This is a genomic window from Faecalibacterium sp. I4-3-84 (assembly GCF_023347255.1).
Taxonomy (GTDB): Bacteria; Bacillota; Clostridia; order Oscillospirales; family Ruminococcaceae; genus Faecalibacterium; species Faecalibacterium taiwanense.
Genome location: NZ_CP094466.1, coordinates 575,688 through 595,201, shown reverse-complemented (window position 1 = coordinate 595,201; position 19,514 = coordinate 575,688). Strand labels below are relative to the sequence as shown.

Below are 19,514 nucleotides of genomic sequence, written 5' to 3'. Positions count from 1 at the left end.
ATGGAAATATTAAGAGTTGAAAATGTTTGCAAAACATACCACACAGGTGAAACCACAGTGAATGCCTTGACCGATATTTCATTTTCAGTGCAAAAAGGAGAATTTGTTGCAATAATTGGCGCATCTGGCTCTGGTAAATCCACTTTGCTCCATATTCTCGGCGGTATTGATCGTCCCACATCAGGCGAAGTAATTGTAGATGGTCAAAGTGTGTATGAACAAACGGAAGATCAACTTGCCGTGTTTCGCAGACGCCAAGTAGGACTGATTTACCAGTTCTATAACTTGATTCCGGTCTTGAATGTAGAGGAAAATATTACCCTGCCTATTAGGCTGGATGGGCGAAAAATAAATAAGAAGCGTTTAGCAGAATTGTTAGAGGTACTTGGCTTAACAAAGCGTAGAAAGCATTTGCCAAGTCAGCTTTCAGGTGGGCAGCAACAACGTGTGTCCATTGGTCGTGCGCTTATTAACGCTCCTGCAATTCTCTTAGCTGATGAACCTACGGGAAACCTGGATACACAAAACACACAAGAAATCATGCAACTTTTGAAAGCTTCTAATAAATCCTATCATCAAACGATTGTCCTGATTACCCATGACCGGGAAATCGCTTTACAAGCAGATCGGATTTTGGAAATACAGGATGGTCAGCTTGTCAGGGATGAGGTGATTCGCTGATGGAAACAATATTTACCCTTACATTAAGGACACTGCAACAAAACAAAAAGCGTGCATTTCTTACGATTTTCACGATCATTCTTTCGGTAGGTATGATGACTGCTGTCTTGTGTGGCGGCTGGTCCATGCTTCGCTTTTTGCAAGAGAAAGAAGCCGTATACGGTGGAGATTATGCGTATCGTATTGAACTCACCTCGCAGCAGCAAGCGGAAACTCTTATGCAAGGAAAGAATATAGAGAATGTGTCGTTGCTACGTTTCGCTGGAAGTAGTTTTTACGGAGAACCATCTAATAAAAATTTGCTTGCCATTGCAGAAATCAACGATGCATTTGTCGAAAATTTTTATCTGGAACAATATTTACTGGAAGGCCGTTACCCGTTCAATGAAAATGAAATTGTCTTAACGCAAGATTTTATTGACGATAATGGGCTTACATTCTCTGTTGGGGATACGATACAACTTTTACTTGGTACGCGAGTGTGGGACGAAATCGACACAGAGTTATATGGATTAGTAAATTATCTGGGTGATAGGGAAAGTTTTCATCCAGATACTGCGGAGCGGACATATACCATTGTTGGTATTGTATCTGAAATGAATGGGTCTAAAGTAGCCAGTGACTTTAACGCTTATATCGGAATTAGCAATAATGAAACTAATTTATCGGCATTTGTAAAGTGCAAGGATATTTCTAAGTCTATATACGCCGAAGCGGAAGAAAATGCAAAAGCAGTTGGTGGTATTGTGTCAGCATTCCATTCTGATTTGCTCATTTATCATGGTGTGACTGCGGGTAAGGGAGCTGTAAAGATGATTGCGGCTGTTGCTGTAGTTATTCTATTGCTAATGGCTGCTTGCTCTGCCATGATTAGCAATGTCCTTTCGATTTCTCTGCAGGAACGTATTAAGCAGCTTGGTATGCTTGCGAGTATCGGTGCAACAAGTAAACAGAAGAAAGCCAGCGTTACCATAGAAGCCTTTCTACTTGGCATAATTGGTATTCCATTGGGCCTGTTATTTGGTTTGGGTTTAACGGTTGTTGTTCTGGCAATGATACGGATTTCCTTTAAAGACACTTTTACTTTTGGAATGATTGAGCTAAAAACATATATTTATTGGCTCCCTTTTCTCCTGGGAGCAATTTCAGGTATTGGTTCTTTGTTTTTTGCTTGTAAAACTCCGGGAAAAATCGCTTCAAAAGTTACAGTAATCGATACATTGAAGCAAACCAACATTTATCAAGTAAAGCAAAAATGGATAACACATGGAAAACTAATGTCAATATTTTTTGGAATCTACGGATCGTTGGCTTCAAAAAATATCCATCGGAATCCGAAACGCTTTCGTGCGATAACGCTTTCTATTTTTTTAGCTGTGGTTCTTGGGTTATCCTTGTATAGTTTTTCGGATTTTATGCTTTTTCAAACATCTATGGATATGAAAGAAGATGGTTCAAGTTATACAGATGTTCAAGCTGCTGTTCCGTATAAAGATTTAGCAACTGCTGCGAAAGCAATTTCTGATGAGGGTATTTCAGCAGACATATCCTATCGTATTTCCCGATACATGACAGCTGCATTTGAGGAAGAAAATATCAATTCAGATATGGCGGGATACTTTATAAATGGCAACTTTGCAGAATTATATGTTGTGGGTATTGATGAAGAACATTTTCGCGCTATTTGTAAAGAAAATGATTTGAATTATACAGGATATGATGGCAAGCCAAATCACGGAATACTATTCAATCATGCAACTGGGAATTATGGTACGTCTCCAAATCGTGTTGTAGTTGGTTCTCCGTTTGTGCTTGAAAATGGGTGTAAAATCGAACTGGAATACGGCGACGATACAAATAAAACGGTCATTGTTCAAGATATTGTGAATGGAAATAATGCGAGTATTCAATCACAATTTGTTCAAGATAGAGCTGTCTTGATTGTTCCAATGTCTTTTTTTCAGTGGCTGCTGAATGATGATACCGCTATTGAACTTACCATTAACACAGCACAGCACGAAGAAGTTGCGGAGTGTTTAGCGGATACGGGATTTTTTCAAGTGGTTGATGTGGCAAGTACAACGGAAAATTCCCGCCAGACATATATGCTTCTCAAAATGATGGTTTGCATCTTCACGGTCTTAATGACAATGATTATTGGACTAAATGTATGCAATACGATTTCAAATACCATAGATGTCCGTAGAAGTGAGTTTGCAGTATTGCGATCTGTTGGCATGACATCTGGTGATTTAAAGAAAATGTTACTTTTGGAATCTGTATTATATGGCATGAAGTCGCTGATATTTGCAATACCGATCAGCTTAATCATTCATTATGTCATGTATTCCATGATTTCGAAAGGAATGACCCCATTTGTGTTTTATATCAATTGGGGAGCATACGGAATCGCTGTTATTATGGTTGCACTTGTAGTAGTAACGGCAATGCTGTTTTCTTTGCGAAGTATTGAAAAGGTTGAAATTGTGAAAGAATTGAAAACTGGGAGCATGTAGTTCAAGACAATCGGGAATTAGGCACATCTCGTAAAATGAAAGGAAAGAAATGAAATGAACAAAAAACATATTACTCATGGCAAGTTGAAAGTATTTATGATATTATTTTTGGCTGTTATTTTGATTGTTCTGGTTGTAGTATGCGCCAAGAAAATTAAACTTTCTCAAAACGAAAAAAATATTATCGGCACATGGAAAAACAGCAATTCAGAAAATGTAATTACAGTTCAAGACAGTGACACTCTAATACTGTACAATGACATTCCTGAAGCAGGTTTATATCATGGTAATGCTTCTTATCATTTCAGTTACACAGATACTATCTGTGTAACACAGGATGACATCAGTGCGGAGTTTTGTGTTGATGTTGATGAAAATCAATTGATAATCTACTTTGCAGGTCAGGTATATTTAGTGTTGCAAAAATAGTAACAGCGCGTAAATCAATTTAAGTATGTAGCATCATAGTACATATCGGAAAGCAGGACTCTCACCAGCTTTCAGTTACCATCCGAAAATCCAAGGCAACGCCTATTCTGATTCTGGCTTCCCAATTTTGTCATGCGGAGCACATGTGGGTATTTCGGCAAGGCGCACACGCATACATTTGAGAGCTGTATTTGACAGAGAAGTTTCTGGCAAAGGCTCAGGCACTCATACAGTTATATTGTGAGCTAAAGAAGTAGCTGGAAATATGCTATACGCTGGCTTTCGGCAAAGACCTTGTGATTGAGCCATTATTCAGGTGAGTGATACTTTATCATCGCTCATTTTGAAAGGGATGGACAAGAAAATAAAACAAACACAATATTTCTAATACTCTGCCGGACGACGGCAAAAGAAAAAAGCCGTCGTAGAGCAGACAATTTGACACGCCCATTTGAAACGGCGGCTTTGATTTTCAGAGCCGCCGTTTCTTTTCGTCTATCCTAAACCAACGACGACCTAACACCGTGTAAATCCACGGCGGCACATAGGAGGATTGCCGCCGTGTCTATTTTTGCCTTTTTTCACAGTACACATGAACTGCACCAGCTAAAAAAAGCCTGTTCCCAGCAGCGGAGCAATGCGGTCAGAAGTATGTACTATACCATGTAAGTAAACAACAAAAAGTATTCCATGACGCTCGTATGGCATTATGCCGTTCGGGCGTTTTTTTGTCCCTATGGAGCCGGAACATCGGGTCAACATGGCCCGAACTTTATCCTCGGTGCCGCTCCCCGCCGCCTTATTCAGATTTACCCAAAAAATCTGAATGGAGGAAAGGTAGATGGAAGTTACCATCAATTATAACGGACAAGCTGTTGCCGTGGAGGTCACGCTGGAAGTCTATGAATTTCTTGACCGGGCCGATCATAAAACGGAGAACCTGTTCCATGAACAGCGGCGGCATTGGGATGGCCGGGAGTTTGACGAGTACATCATTACCACCGAGGGTGTAGGGGTCTGCAGCGAAACGCCGGAGGAATACCTTTGCCGCATGGAAACGCTGCATGAGCTGATGGCTGTTCTGGACACCTGTACCGAGGCCCAGCGCCGCCGGTTCCTGCTCTATGCGCTTGACGGGCTGAGCCTTGCAGAGATCGGTGTGCTGTGCGGCTGCTCCAAAGTGGCTGTTTATCAAAGTGTGGAGGCGGTCAGAAAAAAATTTATAAATTTCTTTGAGAACAGGCTTAACGAATGACCTGTTTTCTGGCTACCAAGTGAAAGGGATCATTTCCCTTATCTCAGCGAGGGGCGGACAGCGGACGAGCTGTCCGCCTCTCCGATTTTCAGGAGGTAAGCCTATGAAAACAATCAATCTGCGGTGGATGTATCCCTACTACCGGCATGACGAGTTTGTGGATGTTACGGACGAGGTGTGGGCAGCGATGTATCAGGCCAAGCGGGAGATGGAGAACTATGAGCGTCGGAAAGTCTACCACCGCGCCTACTACTCTCTGGACGCATACAGCTGGCTGGAAAATTACGCACTGGAACACAGCAGATCGCCGGAAGATATTTTGCTGGAACGAGAAGAAATGACCACCCGCCTATACCTGATTGCAGCTCTGCCGGTGGCTCTGGCTCATGCCACTCCGACACAGGCCCGCCGTGTTCACGCCTACTACATTGCTGGTATCAAGCAGCCGGAAATCTCCCGGAGAGAGGGCATCCACAGCAGCAAGGTCAGCGTTGCCATCCGTCGAGGTCTGCGGAATATGCGCCGCTGCTATGATGACCTTTTCCAAACAGAGTGAGGGCATGCCTATGCAGACCATCAATCTCAAACAATATTATCCATTTTGCAAAGAGGACATTTTTGTGGAGGTGTCCGATGAGATCGTCGAAGCGTTTCTTCTGGACAAGAGAGCCGAGGCCGCCAGAGATCGCAAGATGTTCCGGTATAAGGCGTTTTATTCCCTCGATTGTAACGATGGAATCGAAAATGCTGCAATCGGCTGGGCGCAGCCATCGCCTGAGGACTACTTGATAGAAAAAGAAGAATTAGCCGAATACGAAGAACTGATACGGCGATTGTATGAAGCCATTTCCTCCCTGCCGCCTATGCAGGCTCGCCGTGTTCACGCCCGCTATATGCTGGGTATGAAAGTGAAAGATATTGCCGCAATGGAGGGTATCACGCCATCACAGGCGGGAAAATCCATCCATGCCGCACTGCGGAGGCTGCGCCGGTACTTTGCGCGTCAGAAATGGACGGTCAATCTATGAGTATTTTCAAAGAAAAGAGGTGCCTGACATGAACGAAAAAATTACAGCCCACCCCCAAAAAGAAGAACGGGAGAAAGTCCTGAATGAGATCCGGCAGCTTAAAAACCGAAAGAAGATTTTGGAGAACAAGCAGCGGAACGAAGAACGCAGGGTTCGCACCCGCCGCCTGATTGAGCGCGGAGCCGTTTTGGAGGGGATTTTCCCGCTGGCTCCCGACCTTTCCGGCGCGGAGGTCAAAGCGTTCCTGATTGCCCTGTCCCATCTTCCGGGGGCGGCAGAACTGGCCGCAAAACTGCCGAAATCCGGGGACAAGCCGTAAGTCCCTTGTTTACAAGGGCGCACTTATACACCGTTGCCGGTGTCGTGCGCCCTGCCGGGGGCTGTTGCGTACTTCGTCCGCGATGGGGCGCTACACTCCCCAAACCCCTTGTGCGCTCTGCGCAGCCAAACACCCGCTTTGCGTTTGTCCGGCTCCACAGAGCCTGTTATCCCCTCACTGAAAGGAGGTGTTCCCCATAGATTTCTGTCATATCCCCGTCAGTATTATCAAGCGCAGCGCGGGCCGTTCCGCTGTTGCCGCAGCCGCCTACCGAAGCGGAACCAAACTGACGAATGAATGGGACGGCCTGACCCATGATTACACCCGGAAAGGCGGCATTGTCCATGTGGAGATCATGCTGCCTGCCCACGCCCCGCCGGAATTTGCAGACCGATCTATCCTCTGGAACAGCGTGGAGCAAATCGAGAAAGCAAGGGACAGCCAGCTTGCCCGCGAGATTGAGGCAGCTCTGCCCCGCGAACTGTCCATAGAACAGCAGCTTGCCCTTGTCCGGTCCTATGTGAAGGACAACTTTGTGGACAAGGGGATGTGCGCCGACTTTGCCATCCATGACAAGGGAACCGGCAACCCCCATGCTCATATCATGCTGACCGTCCGGCCTCTGAAAGAAAATGGACAGTGGGGCGCAAAGTGCCGTAAGGCATACGATCTGGACGAGAACGGACAGCGTATCCCGGATGGGAAAGGCGGCTGGAAGAACCACCGGGAGGACACCACCGACTGGAACGACAAAGGGAATGTGGAGATTTGGCGGGCGGCATGGGCAGCCTACACCAACCGGGCGCTGGAATCTGCCGGTAGACCGGAGCGCATTGACCACCGCAGCTACAAGCGGCAGGGCATTGATAAAATTCCCTCTGTCCATCTGGGGCCAGCTGCCAGCCAAATGGAAAAGCGCGGTATCCGCACCGACAAGGGCGAAGTAAACCGGCAGATCGCCGCCGACAACAAGCTGCTGAAAGAAATCAAAGCCCGCATTACCCGTCTTTATCTCTGGTCGAAAGACGAAGCGGAAAAACCACAAACGCAGCAAAGCAACTTGATCGCCTTGTGGGAAGCCCAGCAGCAGTTGAACGCTACCCGCACCCGCACCGGCAAAATCCGAGCTTTGCAGGAGAGCGCCGCCCTGTTCAGCTTTTTGCAGGCAAACGGCATCCAGTCCATGCAGCAGCTCCATGAAAAAATAGCAGATATGAACACCCGCTACTATGACCTGCGGGGAAAGATCGTCAAGGCTGAGCGCCGGATCGCCATTCTTACCGAACGCGGGGAGATGTGGGAACAGTACAACCAGTACAAGTCCATCCACAAGCAGCTTGCCAAAGTAAAACCGGAAAAACGGGAACAGTTTGAGCAGCGCCACAGCCGGGAACTGATCCTGTATGATGCAGCAGACCGGTATCTGAAAGAACTGAAAGACAGCGGCGAGGGGATCACCCCGAAGGCATGGCAGCGGGAAATCGACCAGCTGGCCGCCGGAAAGCAGACGGACACGCTTGCCATGAAATCCATGCGGGAGGAGTTGAAAGCAGTGGAACGGCTCCGCAAAACCGCCGAGCAGCTGTCCCGACAGGAAAGGGACAAGTCTCACGACCGTGGGCCGGAGCGGTAAAGGCTACCGCGTTTTGGCGTACCCCTGTCAAGTGCGTCGCGTTTCACGACATACTTTTGCATACAGAAAAACCGTCGTACAGGTTTCCCCATACGGCGGCAGACTGTTTATTTGCCGAACAAGTCGCTGTGTGTGCCGGTGCGGGCCAGCGTCAGCACCAGAACATCATCCTCTATGCGATAGACAAGCAGCCAGTCCGGGAGAATATGACATTCCCGATGACCTGCCCAATCGCCGGACAGGTCATGGTCACGGTTCTTATCCGGCAGCGGTTCGCCCATTGCCAGCAATGCTACGACCTGCTCCAGCAGCTCAATCTTCAAGCCACGCTTGATGGCTCGTTTGTAGTCCTTTTTGAAACTGGTCGTGTACTTGACGGTATATTTGGTTTCTTTCATCTTTTCAGGTCAGCAAATAACTCGTCAAGGTCATTGTAGCCCTTTACAGACGGGTCTTTTGCAATCCTTTCCGCTTCCAGCATGGCAGCAACCGTTTCTTTGTTCGGCTGTTCCAGCCTTACTTCAAAGGGAATGCCGCCTTCACGAAGCGACTGGCGCACAAAGATGTTAAACGCCGTAGTCAGGTTCATGCCAAGTTCCGTAAACAGTGCGTCCGCCTGCGCTTTCAAATCTGCGTCCATGCGGATACTGATGTTTGTGGTATTTCCAGCCATACGATCAACCCCTTTCTGCTGGCAATTATAGTATATGCCATTTGCACGAAGAAAACAATACTTTGCACGAATATTTAACAATAAATTCATTCAAGGAGGTTACCTGCTTTATGAAAGAAATCATTTATGAAGAACAACAAGACTGAACCTATCCCTGTCATGGATTACCGCCAGTACCGCAGAGCGCGGAAACTGGTGCATGAGTGCTGCAACTACATTGCCGGAAACTGTATCGCCCTGGACGATGGGGAGGAATGTATCTGTGTCCAGTCCATTTCCTACTCCCTGTTGTGCAGGTGGTTTCGGGCGGCGGTATTGCCGCAGGATAAGGAACTGGAAACGGCGCTGTTCCACCGGCTGAATGCTAAGAAATGCGCCGTATGCGGGGCGCTGTTTACCCCCGGTTCTAACCGGGCTAAATACTGCCCGGAATGTGCCGCACGCATGAAGCGGATTAACGCCGCAAAGCGCAAGCGGAAACAACGGGAGAAATGTCACGCTTTAGGGGCTGAAAAACCCTTGTAAATCAAGGCTTTTTTTGAGGGTGTCAAAGGCAGTCTGATAGATTTATCCTCTGACCCCTAAAATAGCCTTAAAATGCGTACAGAATCCCAAGAGAAACCCTAAGGAGGAACCCTATGTCAGACAATCGAAAATATTATTACCTGAAACTCAAAGAAAACTATTTTGATGATGATTCCATCGTGCTGCTGGAAAGTATGCAGGACGGTGTGCTGTATTCCAACATTCTGCTCAAGCTGTACCTGAAATCGCTGAAACATGGCGGGCGGCTCCAGCTTGACGAGGACATCCCTTACACAGCGCAGATGATCGCTACCATTACCCGCCAGCAGATCGGCACTGTGGAGAGAGCCTTGCAGATCTTTTTGAAGCTGGGTCTTGTGGAAGTGCTGGACAGCGGCACATTCTACATGAGCAACATCGAACTTTTAATAGGCCAGTCCTCTACCGAGGCCGAGCGAAAGCGGGCTGCAAGGCTTCAAAATAAGGCTCTTTCTGCGCTCCGGACAAGTGGCGGACATTTGTCCGACATTCGTCCACCAGAGATAGAGATAGAGTTAGAGAAAGAGATAGAGATAAAGAGAGAGATAGAGAAGGTACGCCCTGAAACGGGGCACCCTTCCCACACCTATGGCCGTTACCAGAATGTTTTCCTGACGGATGAAGAACTGGCAGACTTGCAGGTCAGCTTTCCTGCTGTATGGGAACAGTACATCGAAAAGCTGTCCGAGTACATGGCTTCTACTGGCAAGCGTTATCAGAGCCATGCAGCGACCATCCGGCGTTGGGCCGGTGAGGACGCTAAAAAAACGGTCACACCCTCACGCAACCGGGATTACAGCGTAAAGGAGGATGAAACTGTATGATTGAGATTACCGCAGAAATCCGGGCATTCATCGACAAGGCAGCTGCCGGTGTGGAATTGGCTGAGGACGAGTATATAGACCCGTCAGACGGGCTCATTCACTGTAAGAAATGCGGCGGCCAGAGGCAGACCGTTGTGCCATGCTTCGGGAAATCCGGCTACTTTATGCCGCACTGCATCTGCCAGTGCCAGCGGGAGGCTGAGGAGCAGCGCAAGGCTGCTGAAGAACGGCAGCGCCGCATGGAGCGTATCAAACGCCGAAAGGCACAGGGCCTGCAAGACCGTTATCTGTACGACTACACATTTTCCAATGATAACAGGCAAAACCCATTGATGGACAAGGCTCATGCCTATGTGGAGAACTGGAAAGAGGCATATAAGAGCAATATCGGGCTTTTACTGTTTGGAGATGTGGGAACCGGCAAGTCTTTTTTCGCCGGATGTATTGCCAACGCTCTACTTGACCAGGATGTGCCGGTGCTGATGACGAACTTCCCCACCATTCTGAACCGCCTGACAGGGATGTTCTCTGAGGACAGGTCAGAGTTTATTGCCAGCTTTGACGAATATGACCTGCTTATCATTGACGATCTGGGTGTAGAGCGCAGTACCGAATATGCTATGGAGCAGATGTTTTTCGTCATCGACAGCCGCTATCGCAGCCGAAGACCCATGATTATCACAACAAACTTGAAACTGTCCGAGCTGAAAAATCCGCCTGATCTGGCCCACGCCCGTATCTATGACCGTATTTTGGAACGGTGTGCGCCGATCCTCTTTGACGGGAAGAATTTCCGGGAAGAAAATGCCGGTGTCACCCGACAGGCAGCAAAAGACATTGTAAACAGTAAGCACGATTGATTTTTTACCGGGCGGCACAGACCCGTTCGGAGAAAGGAGCGCTATGAACAAAGAACCCCGTACTATGCAGATGGCAGACGCCGCTGCTGCGGCCAGAGCGCCGGAAAACACGCCAGCGATGGTAAAGAAAATCGGCAAGACGACCTACAAGGTTCATGTCCATTTCAGCAATACCAGCACAGAAACCATGAGCGATAAAATCAAGCGTATGCTCAAAAATGAAATTCAGCAGATGTGACAGACTGATAAACTAAGCCGCCTTGTGCTAAACTGATGATGGTACGCACCAAAATTTTTGTCAAGGAGGACATGAAAATGCTTTACACAGAAAAAGAGAAACATGAAATTGAGCGAGTAAAGGAAGTCTTTGCGGAACATCTGCGGCAAAGCCCTGATTTTGAATTGCTCTGGTCGGACAAGGTGGGCTATGTCTGGCTGACGATTGGCGTAAATCCAGTCTATGTGGATACCGGTATCAGGATAGAATCTGCCGCCGATCTCTGCGGCAAGTGTTTGGATGATGTTGCTACGGATGTTTTATATATGACTGGCAACGATCATGCACTGGAAGCAGCCGACCCGCTGGAGTTAGCCGAAATCAAGCGGCTCTGGGAGCCATATATCAACCAGCTGCCAGACTATGCGTATCTCTGCAAAGACCTGCTGAACGGAAAAATGTAATCTGTTAAATGAGGTGTCAGGAGCCATACAGTGCTTCTGGCACCTTTTGTGAGTTTTCTGTGAATTTGATTAAAAAGTCCTTGACAATTTGTCTCTGGCAAAACCGCGAAGTCGATCCTGATTTCCTGCGGTGCAAGGCTTGCGCCCTTCGACATCGCAGAGCTGCGGGAGCTGATGAGCTACGATGAGATGGAGCTGGACACCATCGGAGACCGAAAGACGGCGCTGTTCGTCATCATTTCCGATACCGATGATACCTTCAATTTCGTTGTGGCGATCATGTATTCCCAGCTCTTCAACCTTCTCTGCGACAAGGCAGATGACGTTTACAACGGACGGCTTCCCGTTCATGTGCGCTGTCTGCTGGATGAGTTTGCGAACATCGGTCAAATCCCCAAGTTTGATAAGCTCATCGCCACCATCCGCAGCCGGGAAATCTCGGCGTCAATCATCTTGCAGTCCCAGTCTCAGCTCAAGACCATCTACAAGGATGCGGCTGACACCATCACAGGCAACTGCGACTGCACACTTTTCCTCGGCGGCAAGGAAAAATCGACCCTCAAGGAAATCAGCGAGGTGCTGGGCAAGGAGACAATCGACCTTTACAACACCTCAGAAACCCGTTCCAACAACAATTCCTACGGCTTGAATTATCAGAAGACCGGCAAGGAACTGATGTCTCAGGATGAGATCGCCGTCATGGACGGAGCAAAGTGTATTTTGCAGCTTCGAGGCGTGAGACCTTTTCTCAGTAACAAATACGACATTACGAAGCATCCCAAATACCGGCAGCTCTCCGACTATGATAAGCGGAACGCCTTTGACATTGAGAAATACCGGCAGCACAAGCTGGTAGTCAAGCCCGATGACACATTCGACCTCTATGACATGGGCGAGGTCGAAGCGGATTAAAGCCCCGTCGCTGCACTGCGCAGTGGGTAAAGCCTGATGGCTCCCAAAGCAGAACAGCGACGGGGCTTCTTTTTTTATGCCCATTTTCAAAAATACACAACCAATCTTTTTCAAATCAAGGAGGAAAATCTATGGCTTTCATCAATCAGGCTGTCACGGTTCTTCAGACGCTCGTTATCGCCCTCGGTGCCGGTCTCGCGGTGTGGGGTGTTGTCAACCTCATGGAAGGCTACGGCAACGACAACCCCGGCGCCAAAAGCCAGGGCATGAAGCAGTTCATGGCTAATTAGTTGGAACAAAAAACGAAAGGAAGAGCACAATCCAGACGGTATCAGCGGCAGGCTACAAGAATAAATTGTGATTTCACAAGATTGGTGCTATAATAAGAGAAAAGTTCCTGCCGGGGCAGCCGCCCCGGTGGTATGGATAGAAAGGCAGGAAAACAATATGCACATCAGCTATAAACCACTCTGGCACACACTGTTAGAGCGTGATATGAGAAAAGAGGATTTAAGGCTTGCCGCTGGTATGACAACAAATATGATTGCCAACATGAGCAAAGAGGGAAAGCACATCAGCATGGATACATTAGCCCGTATCTGCGAAACGCTGAATTGTGAGATTACCGATGTGATTGAGTTAGTACCAGACGAGCCTGCTTCCACAGGAGGTAAGGAACATGAGCGAATTGAAACCAAGAATAACGGAAAACGGAATTGATTATATCCTTGTCGGAGATTATTACATCCCGGACTTGAAACTGCCGGAGGAACACCGCCCTATCGGAAAGTACGGACGGATGCACCGGGAATATTTAAGGGAAGTCCACCCAGCCAGATTGAATACATTGATACTGACCGGGGAATTGTGGACATATCTTGCAGACCTGAACGAACAGGCACAGGAACGGTTAGACACCATCATGGAGCAGATGAAAACTGCCGAGGGCGTAACCGAGGAATTGAAGCGTACCCACCAAATGGAATGGGTGCAGCGTTGCAATAACATTCATAACCGGGCAGAAGAAATTGTTTTGCATGAGATGATTTATTCATAACGGGAGCAATTAAATCGGAGGTATATAAGATGATTGAAATTGTATTTGGTGAAAGTGCCTGTGGAAGTTTGAAAATTGCCCAAACTTACGGCAAGGGAAAGTATAGAGGAAGTGCTGTTTCAATATTTATGAGGCATGAAGACGGGAGTGTTCCATCTTCAGATGAAATGAAAAAAGCACAGCTTCAAGCACAGGAACAAGAACGCATTGCTTGGGAGAATGCTATTCCATTGGGAGGCAAGAGCTGTGATGTTTATTGTTTTGATATGGCTCTTAGTGTGGGAGATATTTCTGATAATGGAATTGGCGAACAGCGGAAAAATGTTTTCAAGAAAATGCTGTCTGTCTGCTTTGTAGAGGATTTAGATTATCAGGTTGAAGAAAAAATACAGAAAATTAAAACTACATTGACCTCAGTGATTGAACGATATGTAGCTGGGGAAGAAATTCGCATTTGGTATAGCTATAATCCAGATGAGCTTTGTGGTATGTATTGGCTTATGAAACAACTTCAACCCTTAAACTGCCAGACAACAATTTATTTGGTTAAGTTACCTACATGGGAATATGGAAAAGAAAATACTATGACATCCAAAATAGCATGGGGCGAGGTCTCTCCTGGCGAATGGGGAAACTATATAACTCTACAAGAGAAAGCTAATCCTGTATTTCTTTCAGCTTGTGCTATGAAATGGAATCAACTTCAAAATGAAAATGCACCTTTGCGTGCAATGTTAAATGGTAAATTGCAAAGCGTTTCAGAAGATATATATGATAGTTTCATTCTTCGTGAAATTGCGGAACAGCCAGAGCAATTCAAAATGGCTATTGTCATAGGTAATGTTTTAGGAAAATATCAACTTGGAATTAGTGATGTATGGATTTCCAATCGCATTGATAAAATGCTTGAAGATGGTGTGTTGGAAATTATACAGGACGCACCAAAGGGAGAAACAAATTATCGCCGAATATTAAGAAAACGAATGAAGTAATAACCACAGCACAAACCGCTGCTACATGGAATCCAACAAACCATGCAACAGCGGTTTTCCTTTACCGTTTTTTCCTCTGGTTGATAGGCGTTCCCGTTTTCTTTGATTTTTGGAGAATCCGAATAAGCCAGCGAAATTCTTCATCTGACAGATTTTTATAGTTGATACCGAGCTGCTTGCAGTAAAGCACTGCCAGTTTTTCCAAACGGCTGCCCTTGAAATTTTCGACCGCTTCCAGATTTTCTTTCAGTTCATTGGCAACAGTGGTCTGGGGCGCACTCTCACTATCCTTTTTATGGGTTTCCCGAATATCCCGGATAATCAGGTTTAGGTCATCCAGAACCATGTGGCTGAAATATTCATCATCACTGATATGGGCGGCTTGCAGCACTTTCAAATGTGGGTCATCTTCGCCAGGGCGATACCGTTCTATGATTTCATGCCGGACAGTATCGACAAGGGTGTTGAGGTTTTGAATCTGCATGGTGGCAATCCCATCCACATAAATCTCAATGTCCGCAAGAAACTTGATAAAGTCCTTATGGGTGGCAAGTTCGCAGAGCAGACGGTTGTTGATCCGTCCGCTTTTCAGAAGTGCAACCATTTCATCGTTCAAATGCAGCTCCGTCAGTGGCGTGTTGATCTGCTCCCTGTTCTCTGTCCGGCACAGCAGATAATCGACGGAAACCCCATAGAAGTCTGCCAGCGTGATAAGGTTGCCATGATTGATTTCCTTAAAATCTTCTTTTTCATAACTGCCAAGGGCTGATTTAGAAATACCCGTTAGTTTTGATAGTTCTTCCAGATTTAAGCCTTTGTCCTTGCGGAGTTCCCAAAGGCGTTCCTGTATGCTTGTTGCTCCTTTCATGGGCACACGCTCCTTTCCAACGGTTTCATTGCTGCCGCTTATCTGGATTATATCACACTTTCCGTAATCGTGGAAATTTCTGATTTTTACCCTTAATTCCTACTTTGTGGACATACGGCACAGGGCACAAAAATGTTCTATGATACAGGTAGTTCATCGATGGATTATTCCAATCGAATGACCAGCCTGTGTGGGATATGCTTCCCCGGCGATGTAGCGCCATGAATTTTGGCAGGGATATGGAGGAACCCTGACCGAAACGAGCGTACCAAAGGGAGCGATACGCCGCTGTGAGATTCAGGGGAGGAACGACACCGGGGAGAACTGGCGAACTGACACCGAAATGATACCGAAACACGACAATCTGATAGGGGGATAGTCTACCCTATCGCTGATACTTCGGGAGATTTTAAGCGGCTCTATGGCTGTAATTTTGCCGAAAATCGCCCCGAGACCATACACTAAAACGGGAGGAAACACAATATGCCGAGAATGAGCAAAAAGAGGAAGCATGAGCTTTCCTTTTACCTCAATGACCGGGGGCGTGTCACTTACAACGAATTATGCCGGAAATGCCAGCATGGGTGCAAGCAGAGCTTCCGGGCGGTTGTGATTGACTGCCCCTGTTATTTATCCAAACGAGCAAAGAAAAAGGAGGAACACACCGAATGAATTTTGAATTTATGACGATAGACACACCATTACCGCCCTGTATGCCATTTCCCAGAGCGTTGACAGGATTTCCAGTCAGCAGCACCGCAAAGGTCATGTACTGCCGGATGCTGGACGCTATGCTATCCAAAGGGAAGGAGGACGAGAACGGAATCCTGTTTGTCTGCTTCCCCATCACAGCCATTGCCGCAGTCCTGTCCCGCAGCCCCATGACGGTCAAGCGTTCTCTGAATGAACTGGAAACCGCCGGACTTATCATGCGGGTGCGTCAGGGCATTGGAGAACCAAACAGGATTTATGTGCTGATACCGGGAAAGGAGGACGCTGCCCTTGCCTGATACCTCAAAACTGGAAAAGCTCAACCGGGAGTTGGAAAAAAGCGAAAAGAAACTGCGGAAAGCCATCAATGATGAAAAGGCATTGCAGCACCAGTTGAAGCAGCTTACCCGAAAGGAACGGACGCATCGGCTCTGTACTCGTGGCGGTATGCTGGAAAGTTTTCAGCAAGAGCCGGAACGCCTGACAGATGATGATGTCATGCTGCTGTTGAAACTCATTTTTCACAGGCAGGACACGCAGGAACTATTGAAAAAACTGCTGGAACGGGAGAAGCTGGAAACCCCTTAGTTTACTAAGGGCGCAATTATACACCACCCAAAGGTTGGTGCATTGCGTTCTCCGAAGGCTCCTCGCCGGAGGGCTGTGATTTTCCGCAGCCACGGACTGCTCCAAATCAAACAGGGGACGCTACACTTCCCCTGCGCTGGCTTTCGCCAGCTACCCTTTTGTGGACTTGCCATCTGGGGACACCTTGCGTTGCAAGCTGTTCCCAGCCGACAAGTTTTACAGAATCAGTTTTCTGTCTTTTGAGAAGAAATGAAAAATGTTATACTAAAAAATGAAAATGCCTATTGACTCTCACGGAACGTCATAGATTAAAGTTACCTTATCAGGAACAGGAGGTCAGCAGCTATGAGGACAGTAAAAGAAATATCAGATTTAACAGGTATCAGCGTTCGCACGCTTCACTATTATGATGAAATCGGGTTGTTAAAGCCAACAGAAAAAAGTGATGCGGGATACCGGCTTTATGACGATAAGGCACTGGAAACATTACAACAGATTTTATTTTTCCGTGAGTTTGATATCTCCTTGAAAGAAATCAAAGCTGTTTTGGACAATCCGGCTCTTGAAAGAAATCAGATTCTACAAGTACAGCGAAAAATGTTGGTAACAAAGAAAGAACGAATGGAACGTCTGATTGCCAGCATTGATGACATTCTGAAAGGAGAGAACAAAATGGATTTTACAATTTTTACCAAAACAGAAGTAGAAGAAATGTTCCAAACCATGCTTGAGCATATGCCGGAGAATATGAGAAACATTGCAATTAAAGAATTTGGTAGCATTGAACAATGGAAAAAGCATTATATGGAAGTCGTATCTTCGGAAGAAATGCAGAAAGGCTATGCAAAGGTAGTTGAATGGTATGGTGGAAAGGACAAGTTTCTGTCTGTTGCCCGAACTCCCGTCAGCAAAGAAGTTGCAGAAAGCTATAACAAACGGATAGAAGCGATTTTGCAAAAACTGATTGCAAAACAGAATTGTGACATAGATTCTTTTGAAGTAAAAGAGCTTGTTGGAGAATATGGCTTTGTTATGAAACAGCTTGCCCAGATAAAAGAAGAAAAAGGCTTTATGATGGCACAGACGCAGTATTACCGCAATGAACAAATCAAACCAATGATAGACGAAAAATACGGTGAAGGGGCTTCTGATTTCTTTGCACAGGCAATAGAAAACTATTATAAAGTTAAGTAATCTTGAATTTTAACTAAATACCCGCCGCCCCCAGCGGCACACCAAGCAGGAAATCTGAAAAAGGTCTCCTGCTTTTTTTATACCTAAAATCGGAAAGGAGGAACACTAAATGCCCTGTCCACACAATCAAATCTCCATCGTCCAGCGTAGCAACCGCCAGTCTGCTGTTGCCGCCGCTGCTTACCAAAGCGGCGAAAAGCTGTTCTGTGAATACGACCAGCAAGTGAAGCACTACCCAGAAAAGCGTGGTATCGTCCATAATGAAATCCTGCTCCCGGCAAATGCCCCGCCAGAGTATGCAGACCGCAATACCTTATGGAACGCCGCCGAAGCTGTTGAGAAGCAATGGAACTCCCAGCTTGCAAGGCGGTGGGTGTTTTCCATTCCCAGAGAGATACCGCCCGACCAGTACGCCGCCCTTGTCCGGGATTTCTGCAATCAGCAGTTTGTTTCCAAAGGAATGTGCGTGGATTTTGCCATCCATGACAAAGGGGACGGAAACCCTCACGCTCATGTCATGCTGACTATGCGGGCAATGGATGAACATGGGAAATGGCTTCCCAAGAGCCGCAAGGTTTATGACCTTGACGAGAACGGGGAACGGATAAAACTTCCGTCCGGCAGATGGAAAAGTCACAAGGAAGATACGGTTGACTGGAACGACCGCAAGTATTGTGAAATCTGGCGGCATGAATGGGAGATCATCCAGAACCGCTATCTGGAAGCCAACAACCGCCCGGAGCGGGTGGATCTCCGTTCTTATGAAAGACAGGGGCTTGATATTATCCCTACCGTCCATGAGGGTGCTGCTGTCCGGCAGATGGAAAAGCGAGGGATTCAGACCAACATCGGAAATCTGAACCGGGAAATCAAAGCCGCCAACAGCCTGATGAAGTCTATCCGGCAGCTTATTAAAAATCTCAAAGGCTGGATTATCGAGCTTAGTGAAAAACGAAAAGAACTGCTTGCGGAAAAAGCTGCGGAGGAAGCGGTATTTCTTCCCAATCTGTTGATGAAGTACATGGAGGTACGAAAGGCAGAACGGAGCGACTGGACACGGGCGGGACAAAACCGTGGAACTTCCAAAGACTTAAAGGCAGTCAGCGAAGCCCTGTCCTATCTTCAGAGAAAGGGACTTTCCACCGTGGAGGATTTGGAAAACTTTATAGAAACGTCCGGGAAATCTGCCGCCGACTACCGAAAGCAGATGAAGCCAAAGGAAACCCGCAGCAACGTGATTGACGCTATCCTTGCCGCCCGGACGGACTGTAAGGAATGTAAGCCCGTTTATGAGAAATACCAGAAGATATTTTTCAAGAAAACTAAGGAAAAATTCAAGCTGGAACACCCGGAGGTTGCCCGGTTTGAGAAAGCCAGTGCCTACCTTGCCAAGCACCCGGATGATAAGGACAGCACGAAAAAGGAGCTTTTGCAGGAACAGGCGAAGCTTGTGGGCGAAATCGCAGACTTGAAAGTACCGTTGACCGAGGTGCAGGAAGATTTGAAGAAGCTGCGGGACATCCGCTACTGGGTACGGAAAGCCACACCCGGCACAGAGGAAAGCAAAGAGCCGCCCAAGAAGCAGCCCCTCAAAGAAGTCTTGCAGGATAAGGCTGACGAGAAGAAAGCACAGAAAAACGCCCCGGCGCAGACGAAACACAAACAACAGGATATGGAACTTTAACAGGCACTTGCCATTTTCAGATTGAGAATGATAAGTGCCTTTTCT

General features: G+C 46.9%; 24 protein-coding genes and 2 pseudogenes. 23 read left to right on the top strand and 3 right to left on the bottom strand.

Going from position 1 to position 19,514, the window contains the following annotated elements; genetic code table 11:
* The 8 genes from MTP41_RS02960 (at position 1) to mobQ (MTP41_RS02925) (ending at position 7,861) form a co-directional block, all read left to right on the top strand.
* A complete protein-coding gene (locus tag MTP41_RS02960; protein ID WP_055214727.1) occupies positions 1-681 on the top strand; it encodes an ABC transporter ATP-binding protein in 681 nt (226 codons plus the stop codon).
* The gene (locus tag MTP41_RS02955) at positions 681-3,197 is read left to right on the top strand and encodes an ABC transporter permease (RefSeq protein ID WP_055214729.1); all 2,517 of its coding nucleotides are present in this window, start codon (positions 681-683) and stop codon (positions 3,195-3,197) included. The genes MTP41_RS02960 and MTP41_RS02955 overlap by 1 nt, the downstream gene beginning before the upstream one ends.
* Before the next feature lie 54 nt (positions 3,198-3,251).
* Entirely contained in the window at positions 3,252-3,626 is a 375-nt protein-coding gene (locus tag MTP41_RS02950; protein WP_055214731.1) for a hypothetical protein, read from the top strand.
* Positions 3,627-4,467: 841 nt separating this feature from the next.
* Entirely contained in the window at positions 4,468-4,881 is a 414-nt protein-coding gene (locus MTP41_RS02945) for an RNA polymerase sigma factor (RefSeq protein ID WP_055214733.1), read from the top strand.
* 103 nt (positions 4,882-4,984) lie between these two features.
* Positions 4,985-5,437 (top strand): hypothetical protein, encoded by a 453-nt coding sequence (locus tag MTP41_RS02940; RefSeq protein ID WP_055214735.1) that lies wholly within the window; start codon positions 4,985-4,987, stop codon positions 5,435-5,437.
* A gap of 10 nt (positions 5,438-5,447) precedes the next feature.
* Positions 5,448-5,909, top strand: a complete 462-nt coding sequence (locus MTP41_RS02935; protein WP_009296689.1) for an RNA polymerase sigma factor — start codon at positions 5,448-5,450, stop codon at positions 5,907-5,909.
* Positions 5,910-5,937: 28 nt separating this feature from the next.
* Positions 5,938-6,228, top strand: a complete 291-nt coding sequence (locus MTP41_RS02930; protein ID WP_055214737.1) for a DUF3847 domain-containing protein — start codon at positions 5,938-5,940, stop codon at positions 6,226-6,228.
* A gap of 187 nt (positions 6,229-6,415) precedes the next feature.
* On the top strand, positions 6,416-7,861 hold the full coding sequence (gene mobQ / locus MTP41_RS02925) for a MobQ family relaxase (protein WP_249236154.1): 1,446 nt from the start codon (positions 6,416-6,418) through the stop codon (positions 7,859-7,861).
* Between the two features lie 107 nt (positions 7,862-7,968).
* On the opposite strand, the gene MTP41_RS02920 is transcribed toward mobQ (MTP41_RS02925), so the two are convergent.
* On the bottom strand, positions 7,969-8,259 hold the full coding sequence (locus tag MTP41_RS02920) for a type II toxin-antitoxin system YafQ family toxin (RefSeq protein ID WP_002596328.1): 291 nt from the start codon (positions 8,257-8,259) through the stop codon (positions 7,969-7,971).
* On the bottom strand, positions 8,256-8,534 hold the full coding sequence (locus tag MTP41_RS02915; RefSeq protein ID WP_005924829.1) for a type II toxin-antitoxin system RelB/DinJ family antitoxin: 279 nt from the start codon (positions 8,532-8,534) through the stop codon (positions 8,256-8,258). Before MTP41_RS02915 ends, MTP41_RS02920 begins: the two co-directional genes overlap by 4 nt.
* Positions 8,535-8,660: 126 nt before the next feature.
* Between MTP41_RS02915 and MTP41_RS02910 the strand changes: the two genes are divergently transcribed.
* From MTP41_RS02910 to MTP41_RS02865, 10 genes and pseudogenes are all read left to right on the top strand, one after another.
* A complete protein-coding gene (locus MTP41_RS02910) occupies positions 8,661-9,059 on the top strand; it encodes a cysteine-rich VLP domain-containing protein (protein ID WP_005933550.1) in 399 nt (132 codons plus the stop codon).
* Positions 9,060-9,172: 113 nt separating this feature from the next.
* The gene (locus MTP41_RS02905) at positions 9,173-9,922 is read left to right on the top strand and encodes a phage replisome organizer N-terminal domain-containing protein (RefSeq protein ID WP_005933547.1); all 750 of its coding nucleotides are present in this window, start codon (positions 9,173-9,175) and stop codon (positions 9,920-9,922) included.
* Positions 9,919-10,782, top strand: a complete 864-nt coding sequence (locus MTP41_RS02900; protein WP_005933545.1) for an ATP-binding protein — start codon at positions 9,919-9,921, stop codon at positions 10,780-10,782. The genes MTP41_RS02905 and MTP41_RS02900 overlap by 4 nt, the downstream gene beginning before the upstream one ends.
* Before the next feature lie 64 nt (positions 10,783-10,846).
* Complete coding sequence (locus MTP41_RS02895) at positions 10,847-11,020, top strand: transposon-encoded TnpW family protein (protein ID WP_015521917.1); 174 nt, start codon at positions 10,847-10,849, stop codon at positions 11,018-11,020.
* Positions 11,021-11,097: 77 nt separating this feature from the next.
* On the top strand, positions 11,098-11,463 hold the full coding sequence (locus tag MTP41_RS02890; protein WP_014080225.1) for a hypothetical protein: 366 nt from the start codon (positions 11,098-11,100) through the stop codon (positions 11,461-11,463).
* 84 nt (positions 11,464-11,547) lie between these two features.
* Positions 11,548-12,375: pseudogene (locus tag MTP41_RS02885) on the top strand (VirD4-like conjugal transfer protein, CD1115 family); the annotation flags it as partial.
* A gap of 131 nt (positions 12,376-12,506) precedes the next feature.
* A pseudogene (locus tag MTP41_RS02880) lies at positions 12,507-12,659 on the top strand (Maff2 family mobile element protein); the annotation flags it as partial.
* A 73-nt stretch (positions 12,660-12,732) separates the two neighbouring features.
* Positions 12,733-13,095: a helix-turn-helix domain-containing protein gene (locus MTP41_RS02875; protein ID WP_022742028.1), complete on the top strand. Its 363-nt coding sequence runs from the start codon at positions 12,733-12,735 to the stop codon at positions 13,093-13,095.
* The gene (locus tag MTP41_RS02870) at positions 13,055-13,432 is read left to right on the top strand and encodes a TnpV protein (RefSeq protein ID WP_005927690.1); all 378 of its coding nucleotides are present in this window, start codon (positions 13,055-13,057) and stop codon (positions 13,430-13,432) included. The genes MTP41_RS02875 and MTP41_RS02870 overlap by 41 nt, the downstream gene beginning before the upstream one ends.
* 29 nt (positions 13,433-13,461) lie before the next feature.
* A complete protein-coding gene (locus tag MTP41_RS02865) occupies positions 13,462-14,424 on the top strand; it encodes a DUF3658 domain-containing protein (protein WP_005927687.1) in 963 nt (320 codons plus the stop codon).
* Between the two features lie 61 nt (positions 14,425-14,485).
* Here the strand turns inward: MTP41_RS02865 and MTP41_RS02860 are convergent, their stop codons facing one another.
* The gene (locus MTP41_RS02860; RefSeq protein ID WP_005924756.1) at positions 14,486-15,292 is read right to left on the bottom strand and encodes a helix-turn-helix domain-containing protein; all 807 of its coding nucleotides are present in this window, start codon (positions 15,290-15,292) and stop codon (positions 14,486-14,488) included.
* A 483-nt stretch (positions 15,293-15,775) separates the two neighbouring features.
* Here MTP41_RS02860 and MTP41_RS02855 point away from each other — a divergent pair, with 483 nt between their 5' ends.
* From MTP41_RS02855 to mobQ (MTP41_RS02835), 5 genes are all read left to right on the top strand, one after another.
* On the top strand, positions 15,776-15,964 hold the full coding sequence (locus MTP41_RS02855; protein ID WP_117536679.1) for a hypothetical protein: 189 nt from the start codon (positions 15,776-15,778) through the stop codon (positions 15,962-15,964).
* The gene (locus MTP41_RS02850) at positions 15,961-16,302 is read left to right on the top strand and encodes a DeoR family transcriptional regulator (protein ID WP_005924748.1); all 342 of its coding nucleotides are present in this window, start codon (positions 15,961-15,963) and stop codon (positions 16,300-16,302) included. The genes MTP41_RS02855 and MTP41_RS02850 overlap by 4 nt, the downstream gene beginning before the upstream one ends.
* Positions 16,295-16,591, top strand: coding sequence for a DUF3847 domain-containing protein (locus MTP41_RS02845; protein WP_249236152.1), 297 nt, complete (start codon positions 16,295-16,297; stop codon positions 16,589-16,591). The genes MTP41_RS02850 and MTP41_RS02845 overlap by 8 nt, the downstream gene beginning before the upstream one ends.
* Before the next feature lie 345 nt (positions 16,592-16,936).
* A complete protein-coding gene (locus tag MTP41_RS02840; RefSeq protein WP_025544158.1) occupies positions 16,937-17,785 on the top strand; it encodes a MerR family transcriptional regulator in 849 nt (282 codons plus the stop codon).
* A 109-nt stretch (positions 17,786-17,894) separates the two neighbouring features.
* The gene (gene mobQ, locus MTP41_RS02835; protein ID WP_249236151.1) at positions 17,895-19,469 is read left to right on the top strand and encodes a MobQ family relaxase; all 1,575 of its coding nucleotides are present in this window, start codon (positions 17,895-17,897) and stop codon (positions 19,467-19,469) included.
* Positions 19,470-19,514 lie beyond the last annotated feature (45 nt).